Consider the following 8,531-nt stretch of genomic DNA (forward strand, 5'->3'; position numbering starts at 1 on the left):
CGTTGACCACTTCGATGAGCTCGTCCGGCCGCGACAGGTCGAGTTCCGGATCGATCCCCTGGCTGTAGAGGTTCATCGCCAGCGTGACGATGTCCATGTTGCCGGTGCGCTCGCCGTTGCCCAGCAGCGTGCCCTCGACGCGCTCGGCCCCGGCCAGCAAGGCCAGCTCCGCGGAGGCCACCGCCCCGCCGCGATCGTTGTGGGTGTGAATCGAGATGATGACGCTGTCGCGATCCCTGATGTGCTGGCAGAAGTACTCGATCTGATCGGCGTGATGATGCGGCCCCGCCACTTCCACCGTGGTCGGCAGGTTGAGGATGCACTTGTTGTCGGGTGTCGGCTGCCAGACGTCCATGACCGCTTCGCAGATCCGCAGCGAGAAGTCGATTTCCGTGCTGGAGAAGCTTTCGGGCGTGTATTCGAACCGCCACTCCACTTCCGGATAGCGCTCGGCGTAGGTCTTGACCCAGGTGGCGCCCTGCACCGCGATGTCGACGATGCCATCGCGATCCATCTCGAACACCCGCTCGCGCTGGACCGTCGAGGTGGAGTTGTAGAGGTGGACGATGGCGCGCTTGGCACCGACCAGCGACTCGAAGGTCTTCTCGATGAGGTGCTCGCGACACTGCACCAGCACGGCGATGGTCACGTCGTCGGGAATCTGGCCATCCTCGATCAACCAGCGCACGAAATCGTAGTCGGGCTGGCTCGCCGAGGGGAATCCGACCATCACCTCCTTGATGCCCACCTTGACGATCTGGTGCCAGAATCGCTTCTTCTGCTCGACGCTCATCGGTTCCAGTAGCGCCTGATTGCCATCGCGCAGGTCTTCGCTCACCCAGATCGGCGCGTGATCGAGATCACGATCCGGCCACTGGCGGTCGAAGGCGGGGACCCGGGGAGCCGGGCGGTATTTTCTGTGATCAAAGGCGCGATGATCGAAAGCAGACATGGCAACCATCCTGACGAGGTGAAAGAGCCGAAGGATCCTAGGGCGCGCCGCTGGAGCGAGCCCCGCTGTTGAGCCACCGCGGATCGCGGCGGACACGAGGGCCGGCCCCCGGATGTGGAGGCCGGCCCGAAGCTGCTTGTGGCAGCAGAAACAGTGTAAGGCTTTTGAGCCGACAGGACATTGCGAAGATCGATCTTTTCCGCCACTTGATGGCATAATCTGCCAACCCATAAAAGATTACAGGCAGATATTGCCAATGAAAGTTCCACAACCCCTTGCACTCGATCGCTACGACCGACGCATCCTCGAACTGATCCAGCAGGAAGGCCGGATCAGCAACCAGGAACTGGCCGAGCGCATCGGACTCTCGCCCTCGCCCTGCCTGCGCCGCCTGCGCGCGCTGGAGGAGAGCGGCCTGATCCTCGGTTACCGCGCCCTGGTCGACGCGCGGCAGCTGGGTTATCGGCTGATGGCGCTGGTGCACATCTCCATGGATCGCCACACCCCCGAGCGCTTCGCCAACTTCGAGCGCCAGGTGGCGGCGCTGCCCCAGGTACAGGAGTGCCTGATGATCACCGGCCAGGAGGTCGACTATCAGCTCAAGATCCGGGTCGAGGACATGGACGGCTATCAGCAGCTTCTGCTGCAGCACATCACGCCGATCGAGGGCGTCTCCGGCGTCCACTCCAACTTCGTGCTGCGTCCAGTGTTCGAAAATCGCGGCGTGCCGGTGGAGCTCTGACCCCGTCAGGACCGCCCCACACCGCGCGAATTGGACCATACTCATGCACGACGACGCGCGACCGATCACAACACAGGAAAATGCCATGTCTTTTCGCCGTACCCTGCTCGCCTCGCTGCTGCCGCTGGCCGCCGCCATCCTGACGCCGGCGCAGGCTCAGCAGCCGAACGAACCACAGGTCGATACCGAGCAATTCCAGTCCTGGGAAGTGCGCTGTCCCAAGGGCGGTGAGCGCCAGAGCTGCGTGATGAGCCAGATGGTCAGCAACCCGGACAGCGACGCGCCGCTGATGCGCGCCATGGTCGGACTTCCGGCCCAGGCCGACGGTCCGGTCATGGTCTTCCTGCTGCCGCTGGGCGTGCGTCTGGCGCCGGGTATCCAGCTGCAGGTGGACGACAACGAACCGGTGGGCATGCCCTATCAGGTCTGCCTGCAACAAGGCTGCCGCGCCAATCTGGCGCTGTCGCCGCAGCTGCTCGCCCAGCTGCGCGGCGGCAACCAGGCCACCGTCAGCGCCATCGCCCCCGACGGCAAGCGGCTCGACATGGACCTGTCGCTGATGGGCTTCACCAGCGCCAGCCAGCGCATCGCCTCGCAGTAAAGGGCCCCGCCAGATGCCAGGCCCGGCGCCCCGCCGGGCCTGTCCTGGCCGCAGCGACGGTCCGGTCCCGACGGCGCAGCGTCGGCGCTGGTCGACTTCCCCCCATTAGACGATTGCGCAATTGTGGAGAGCGTAACGCCGGGTTAAGACTTTGCATGCAAAGTTCATCTTGAAAACCCGTTCATCCTGAAAACCACAAGACACGCCTAGCGAGGTCACCATGAAACGATCAAGCGCGCCCCGCCATCTCGGCCTGCTGCTGTCCGCCGCCGTCCTGGCCTCGCCGCTGGCATGGGCGGACTATCCCGAAAAGCCGATCACCCTGATCGTCCCCTGGGCAGCCGGCGGGGGCACCGACGCCACGGCGCGCATCATCGCCTCGTCGCTGGAACAACAGCTCGGGCAGACGATCAACGTGCAGAACCGTACCGGGGGTAGTGGCGTGGTCGGCCATACGGCGATCGCCAACGCCAAGCCGGATGGCTACACCCTGGGCCTGGCCACCGTCGAGGTGGCGATGATGCACTGGCAGGGGCTGACCGATCTCACCTACCAGGACTTCACCCCCATCGCTCAGGTCAATTTCGACTCCGCCAGCCTCTCGATTGCCGACGACTCCCCGTTCGAGAACCTCGAAGACTTCGTGACGAAGGTCAAGGACGACCCGCAAGGCACCTATACGGCGTCGGGCACTGGCCTGGGCGGCATCTGGCACGTCGCGCTCAACGGCTTCCTGATGGACCAGGGCATCGCCGCCGGCAAGATCACCTGGATTCCCAGCCAGGGCTCCGCGCCGGCCATGACCGAGCTGGCTTCCGACAGCATCGACCTGGTGGCGTCGTCGCTTCCCGAGGCGCGATCGATGATCGATGCCGGCGAGCTCCAGAGCCTCGGCGTCATGACGCCCGAGCGACTCGAGGGCTTTCCCGATGTCCCGATCTTCAAGGAACAGATCGGCAGCGATTTCACGCTGGGGGCGTGGCGCGGCATCGTCGGTCCCAAGGGCATGAGCGAGGATATCGTGGCCACGCTCGAGGAGGCGCTCAAGAAAGCCTACGACAGCGATGCCTATCAGAACTTCATGGCCAAGCAGGGTTACGGCGTGGTGTGGCGAGACGCCGATGGCTTCGCGCAGCTGATGGCCGAAGATGACCAGAAATTTGGCAAGATCATGGGCGAGATGGGCCTGACTCATTAAGGGATATCCCGCACCCTGCTCTCGATACCCGATCGGGCCGGCGTCGTGACGATACCGGCTCGTTCTCATTTCCCGTCTCAGAGACCCAAGAGGTGACCTGCATGGAGCTGCCACGGAATCCATTCAACCGCTCGCTCGACGGCAATACGCGCTACGGCTGCTGGGCCGGTTTCGGTACCGGCTATGCTACCGAGATTCTCGCCACTGCGGGGTTCGACTGGCTGCTGATCGACGGTGAACACGCGCCCAACACGGTTCCCTCCATTCTCTCGCAGTTGCAGGCCGTGGCCCCCTATGCCAGCGCACCGGTCGTGCGTACCGTCAACCACGACCCCGCCCTGATCAAGCAGCTGCTCGATGTCGGCACCCAGACGTTGATGATCCCGATGGTCGACACCGCCGAGCAGGCCGCCAGACTGGTCGCCGCGACCCGCTACCCGCCACACGGATTCCGGGGCGTCGGTGGGGGCCTGACCCGCGCCACGCGGTGGGATAGCGTCGAGGATTACCTGGCACGGGCCCATGAGGAGCTTTGCCTGATAGTCCAGGTGGAGTCGCGGACCGGCGTCGACAATGCCGAAGCGATAGCGGCGACCGAGGGCGTCGATGCCATCTTCGTCGGGCCGGTGGATCTGTCCACCGGGGTCGGCCACGCCGGCAATCCGAACCATCCCGACGTGCAGGCGATGATTCGCCATACCCTCGAGGCGACCCACGCCGCCGGCAAGGCAGCCGGCATTCTGGCCCCCGCCGAGGCAGACGCCAGACGCTACGCGCAATGGGGCTTCGACTTCATCGCCGTGGGAATCGATATCTCGCTGCTACGTCAGGCCGCCATCGAGACGATTTCGCGCTATAAACCCGAGACGCCAAAACCGAAATCGAGCCTCGGGTACTGAAACCCGCCACTCGATCGTGAGTTGGCAACGGCATCGAAGCATCGAGGCATCGAAAAAGCCCCGGCCACATCCTGTGGCCGGGGCTTGGCTAAGCCAACCGTTCTCCGCAATATCGACATATCACGGTCTTGTCCGCGAGGGATTCGACGCCCGGCATCGCTTCCACTGCACGAGTCATGTTCGCCGTCTCTCGGTACTTCGCGGTTTGCTCGGACTCGCTGAAAACGCGACTCCCTCTCACCGTCGTTTTTTCATCGAAGACCGGGAAAGCCGAAACGATCTGGTTCTCCTCCCGGCGCAGACCGATGTCCTCGAGCATATGGTCGTTCAACCCCCTCAAGGCCCTCAAATCACGCCGGCACTGACGACTCGCCGCGAAACGCTTCAATAACGCATTGAAAGAATTTGAAATTTTCATTGATCCGATCTCCAGATTGGCGGAGGCCGGACACGAATCGCGGTAAAAAGGAGTGGACTTTCGTCGTCTTTCGGCCGCGATGGGTGTCGCGGCCGATGATGAAATTCACCCCAGGACGCGCGACCGACAGCGTGCTCGCATACCGCGCAGGCGCGCGATATTGGAGAACGGTGAACAGGCCAGGCGATGGGAATTCATCACGATTTCCGAAAGTTGATGAGAAGTCTTCGATAACGTCATCCGCTATCGAATTACCGAAAGCAATAAACTTATTCCCTCCGGTCATTTTGATTAAAAACGAGGCATCTGCCGGCGTCAACCGGCAAAACGGAAATAGGTCAAGATTCCTCGAGTTGCGCCGGGATGGAAGCTCACGACGGGAAAAGCGAGGTGGTTATCGGAGTAACGCGTGCAGGTGTGGCCTGGCACGCCGGGACCGATCGGAAACGCGACGGTTCGGCAGCCCTTCGGACGCCCGGCTAGCGCTGGGTAGCGCTGGGTAGCGCCAGCCGGGCGCAGGCTTCAGGCATAGGTGTTGATTTGCGTTCCCACGCTGCCGGAGGATGCCAGCTCCGGCGACGGTGACACCGAGGACATCAACTGCGCGATGTGTGACGCCTGCCCATCCAGCGACTTTTTCAACAGGCTATTCTGCACTTGCTGGTCCTGATTGAAGTTCTGTAGTGCCAACGCAGTGCCGACGGTGGCATTGACTGCAGTATCCATCACCAACTCCTTGATCCGAAGAAAGGCCATGTTGCCATCGAACTTTCGGTTTCTCGATCTTTCGGTTTCTCGATCTTTCGATCCATCGATTGGTCTTATCGGCCGGACGCTACACCGACTTTAGCCATCGGGCATGGGCAGGCATCGCGGGCGGCGACCCCTGCGGGTAAATCATGACGCTATCGTCTACGCTTGACGGCGCAATTCTCATCCGGTCAAGCGTTTACCGTCCGAAGGATATATCGATGCCCAGACTCTCGTTTACCCTCGCACTGGCACTCTGTGTCGGCGTTACCTTGAGTGCCTGCCAGCAGCGTGATGCCGCGAATCAGGATAGCGACGCTTCCAAGGAGACCTTCCACGCGGCGAATTACCCGCTCGAGGTCCAGTACGATGCCTCGCTGACACGCGTCGATGGAGAGGTCTCCAGCTATTTCGACGACGGCGGCTGGCAACTGTCGGACGACACGCCCGGCGATCGCCTGATCCTGCTGGAACTCCCCGAATCCGACGACGTGGCGACCGCGCTGTGGCGCCTGGGCGCAAGCCGTGATACCGAGGCCGTGGACCACTGCCTGACCTTGCCTGCCAATGCCCAGGCCATGCCCACCAAAACCACCTTGGCGGGAGAGGCGTTTACCGGCTTCACCCTTGGCGACGCCGGCATGAGCCACTTCCAGAATGCCGAAGGTTATCGCGCCGTGGTGGACGATACCTGCTACGCCATCGACCTGATCGTGCAGGGCACCCGTGGCGAGGTCTACGATCCCCCACGCCAGCCGCCGTTCTCCAGCGACGAGGCCATGAAACGGTTGCGCTCGATCAGCGACGGGCTGTCGTTCACTGGCAAATAGCCAGGCTATCCCACTGCCGCCGGCGCTCGGCCGGCCATCTGAGGGAGCGCGCGCGCCCCCGATGGGGCCGCTCCAGCCGAAGACCGGCTCGATGCCGCCGCGTCGATCGTCTTCCCCAGATCGAAGGATGAGATCGCCTCATCCAGCAGGCAGGATTGCTGACGCAGTCGCTCCGAGGCGCGCGAGACGCTCTCGACCAACAATCCGTTCTCCTCGGTATCCTGGCCGATCCCGCGCAGGTCGGCGTTGACCTCGCCAATGTCGTCGCTCTGGCGGCAACAGGCCCGGCTGATCCCGTCGATCAGCCGGGCGACATCGTTCGTCCGGGCAAGCATGTCGGCCATGGTATGCGCGACGTCTTCCGCCCTGGCGGTACCGTTCACGACTTGCTGCCGGGAGTCGCCGATCAGCGCCCTGATATCGCGGGACGCCCCGGCGCTGCGGTTGGCCAGCGCCTGCACTTCGCCGGCGACCACCGCAAAGCCACGCCCGCTCTCCCCCGCGCGCGCCGCCTCCACGGCGGCATTGAGCGCCAGGATATTGGTCTGAAAGGCGATGCTGTCGATCAGATCGGTGATTTCGGTGATCCTGTTCGAGCTCTCGCGCAGCTGATGCATGGCCTCTGTCAGCGCATCCACCATCTGCTGGCCCTCTTCCGCCACGCCGCCTGCTTCACTGGCCAGCGTACTGGCGCGTCGGGCATGGTCGCTGTTCTCCTGCACGGAGCCGCCGAGCGCCTCGAGCTTGCCTTGCGTGCGAACCAGCGCCGTCTCCTGCCGGCGATTGCGATCGGCGAGCTCGTCGTTGCCTTGATTGATCGTGCTGGAGACTCCCGCCACCTCGACGAGCGTCGTCTCCACGCGCCCGAGCGTCGCGCGCACGGCCTGCATCGTGCGCTTGAACTCGCCACCGACGTGGCTGCGCATCGTCGTATCGTCGAAGCCGAGATCGAATATGCCCTCGCGGCGCCCGATGTGCCTGCTGAGACGGCTCAGCTCTTCGGCAGTGACGGCGTCGCGTGCCATCTGGCGCGCCAGGAACCCCAGCACCACCGTCTGGACGACCACGTAGGCAGCGTGGATCAGGACCATCGGCAGATAGGCCATCATGTGCGATTGCGGCATCACATAGATGTCCCAGCCCTGATGTTGCAGGTAGCAGAACAGCAGGTGATGACCCGCGATCACGCCCGCGCCGCAGGCCAGCACCCGCCAATCCCGGTACGCCAGCAGGATCGACAACAGGACGAAGATGACGAAGTGCCCCTCGATCATCCCCAGCAGCAGGTGGATCTGCAGTCCCGCATGGACCATGAACGCCGTCGCCACGCCGAGACGCGTCGTCAGCGCGGTCGGCCAGCACCGGATCATCACGATGGGCACGATACTGGCCGGCATCCCCACGACCAGGGCTGGCCACCACAGGTCGTGAACGGCGGCCATTCCCAGTGTCGCGAAGCAGAGGACGATCAGCAGCAGCTCCATCAGACGATTGGCACGAACATAGACACCGGTCAGCAGGTCCCTGGGCGAAGAAGATGAATCCATGGCGTCTCTCACGGTCTTGTTGTCGGATCCGGTCCATTACCGGGTGTCAGCGTGCATGCCGATCAGAACAGTTATCGGCATCCCGAAGCGACACTTCACTCCCTTTTCGTCGGCCCCTTCCCGCCGCGGGACACCGCCGTGGCGCGGCTGCTACACTGCGAGCGCGAGCCCCAAGGATTGGATGACCTCATGAAAACCATCGGAGCCCACGTCAGCGCCGCGGGCGGTGTCGACCAGGCCGTGAGTCGCGCCACCGAGATCGGCGCCAACGCTTTTGCGCTGTTCACCAAGAATCAGCGCCAGTGGAAGGCCAAGCCCCTGGAAGAGAGTACGATCGAGGCATTCAAGCGCGCCTGTCGCGAGCAGGGTTTCGGCCCGGCCCAGATACTTCCCCACGACAGCTACCTGATCAACCTGGGCCATCCCGACCCGGAGGGGCTGGCCAAGTCCCGCGCGGCGTTTCTCGACGAGTGCCAGCGCTGCGAGCAGCTGGGGCTGACACTGCTCAACTTCCATCCCGGCAGTCATCTCAACCGGATCAGCGAGCGCGACTGTCTGGCCCGGATCGCGGAGTCGATCAACGAGACCCATGCG

Annotated in this window: 10 protein-coding genes; 6 read left to right on the top strand and 4 right to left on the bottom strand. The window is 63.4% G+C overall.

Going from position 1 to position 8,531, the window contains the following annotated elements; all coding sequences use genetic code 11:
* The coding region (locus tag AC3AYF_RS14745) for a 2-isopropylmalate synthase (RefSeq protein WP_487779916.1) at positions 1 to 952 on the bottom strand (952 nt) is incomplete at its 3' end.
* Positions 953 to 1,208: 256 nt separating this feature from the next.
* Between AC3AYF_RS14745 and AC3AYF_RS14750 the strand changes: the two genes are divergently transcribed.
* The 4 genes from AC3AYF_RS14750 to AC3AYF_RS14765 all read left to right on the top strand — a co-directional run bounded on the left by AC3AYF_RS14750 (position 1,209) and on the right by AC3AYF_RS14765 (position 4,392).
* Positions 1,209 to 1,694 carry an Lrp/AsnC family transcriptional regulator gene (locus tag AC3AYF_RS14750; RefSeq protein ID WP_149436293.1) on the top strand — a complete coding sequence of 162 codons (486 nt, stop codon included), beginning with the start codon at positions 1,209 to 1,211 and terminating at the stop codon, positions 1,692 to 1,694.
* Between the two features lie 85 nt (positions 1,695 to 1,779).
* The gene (locus AC3AYF_RS14755) at positions 1,780 to 2,295 is read left to right on the top strand and encodes an invasion associated locus B family protein (protein ID WP_487779917.1); all 516 of its coding nucleotides are present in this window, start codon (positions 1,780 to 1,782) and stop codon (positions 2,293 to 2,295) included.
* A 220-nt stretch (positions 2,296 to 2,515) separates the two neighbouring features.
* Positions 2,516 to 3,493, top strand: a complete 978-nt coding sequence (locus AC3AYF_RS14760) for a Bug family tripartite tricarboxylate transporter substrate binding protein (protein ID WP_295040392.1) — start codon at positions 2,516 to 2,518, stop codon at positions 3,491 to 3,493.
* Positions 3,494 to 3,594: 101 nt separating this feature from the next.
* Positions 3,595 to 4,392 (top strand): HpcH/HpaI aldolase family protein, encoded by a 798-nt coding sequence (locus AC3AYF_RS14765; RefSeq protein ID WP_149436290.1) that lies wholly within the window; start codon positions 3,595 to 3,597, stop codon positions 4,390 to 4,392.
* A gap of 88 nt (positions 4,393 to 4,480) precedes the next feature.
* Here the strand turns inward: AC3AYF_RS14765 and AC3AYF_RS14770 are convergent, their stop codons facing one another.
* Both AC3AYF_RS14770 and AC3AYF_RS14775 read right to left on the bottom strand, forming a co-directional pair.
* Positions 4,481 to 4,810 carry a DUF1127 domain-containing protein gene (locus AC3AYF_RS14770; RefSeq protein ID WP_295040389.1) on the bottom strand — a complete coding sequence of 110 codons (330 nt, stop codon included), beginning with the start codon at positions 4,808 to 4,810 and terminating at the stop codon, positions 4,481 to 4,483.
* Between the two features lie 522 nt (positions 4,811 to 5,332).
* The gene (locus AC3AYF_RS14775) at positions 5,333 to 5,536 is read right to left on the bottom strand and encodes a putative motility protein (RefSeq protein WP_149436288.1); all 204 of its coding nucleotides are present in this window, start codon (positions 5,534 to 5,536) and stop codon (positions 5,333 to 5,335) included.
* A 245-nt stretch (positions 5,537 to 5,781) separates the two neighbouring features.
* Between AC3AYF_RS14775 and AC3AYF_RS14780 the strand changes: the two genes are divergently transcribed.
* Positions 5,782 to 6,390 carry a hypothetical protein gene (locus AC3AYF_RS14780; RefSeq protein ID WP_295040386.1) on the top strand — a complete coding sequence of 203 codons (609 nt, stop codon included), beginning with the start codon at positions 5,782 to 5,784 and terminating at the stop codon, positions 6,388 to 6,390.
* A gap of 5 nt (positions 6,391 to 6,395) precedes the next feature.
* Here the strand turns inward: AC3AYF_RS14780 and AC3AYF_RS14785 are convergent, their stop codons facing one another.
* On the bottom strand, positions 6,396 to 7,937 hold the full coding sequence (locus AC3AYF_RS14785) for a methyl-accepting chemotaxis protein (RefSeq protein WP_295040384.1): 1,542 nt from the start codon (positions 7,935 to 7,937) through the stop codon (positions 6,396 to 6,398).
* Positions 7,938 to 8,126: 189 nt separating this feature from the next.
* On the opposite strand from AC3AYF_RS14785, the gene AC3AYF_RS14790 reads away from it, so the two are divergent.
* Positions 8,127 to 8,531 (top strand): deoxyribonuclease IV (locus AC3AYF_RS14790; protein ID WP_295040383.1); only part of this gene is annotated, 405 nt, incomplete at its 3' end.

The sequence above is a fragment of the Salinicola sp. genome (assembly GCF_982684285.1).

Coding starts and splice junctions, on each gene's coding strand:
- AC3AYF_RS14750 (WP_149436293.1), top strand. CDS start 1,209: ATGAAAGTTCCACAACCCCTTGCACTCGATCGCTACGACCGACGCATC.
- AC3AYF_RS14755 (WP_487779917.1), top strand. CDS start 1,780: ATGTCTTTTCGCCGTACCCTGCTCGCCTCGCTGCTGCCGCTGGCCGCC.
- AC3AYF_RS14760 (WP_295040392.1), top strand. CDS start 2,516: ATGAAACGATCAAGCGCGCCCCGCCATCTCGGCCTGCTGCTGTCCGCC.
- AC3AYF_RS14765 (WP_149436290.1), top strand. CDS start 3,595: ATGGAGCTGCCACGGAATCCATTCAACCGCTCGCTCGACGGCAATACG.
- AC3AYF_RS14770 (WP_295040389.1), bottom strand. CDS start 4,810: ATGAAAATTTCAAATTCTTTCAATGCGTTATTGAAGCGTTTCGCGGCG.
- AC3AYF_RS14775 (WP_149436288.1), bottom strand. CDS start 5,536: ATGGATACTGCAGTCAATGCCACCGTCGGCACTGCGTTGGCACTACAG.
- AC3AYF_RS14780 (WP_295040386.1), top strand. CDS start 5,782: ATGCCCAGACTCTCGTTTACCCTCGCACTGGCACTCTGTGTCGGCGTT.
- AC3AYF_RS14785 (WP_295040384.1), bottom strand. CDS start 7,937: ATGGATTCATCTTCTTCGCCCAGGGACCTGCTGACCGGTGTCTATGTT.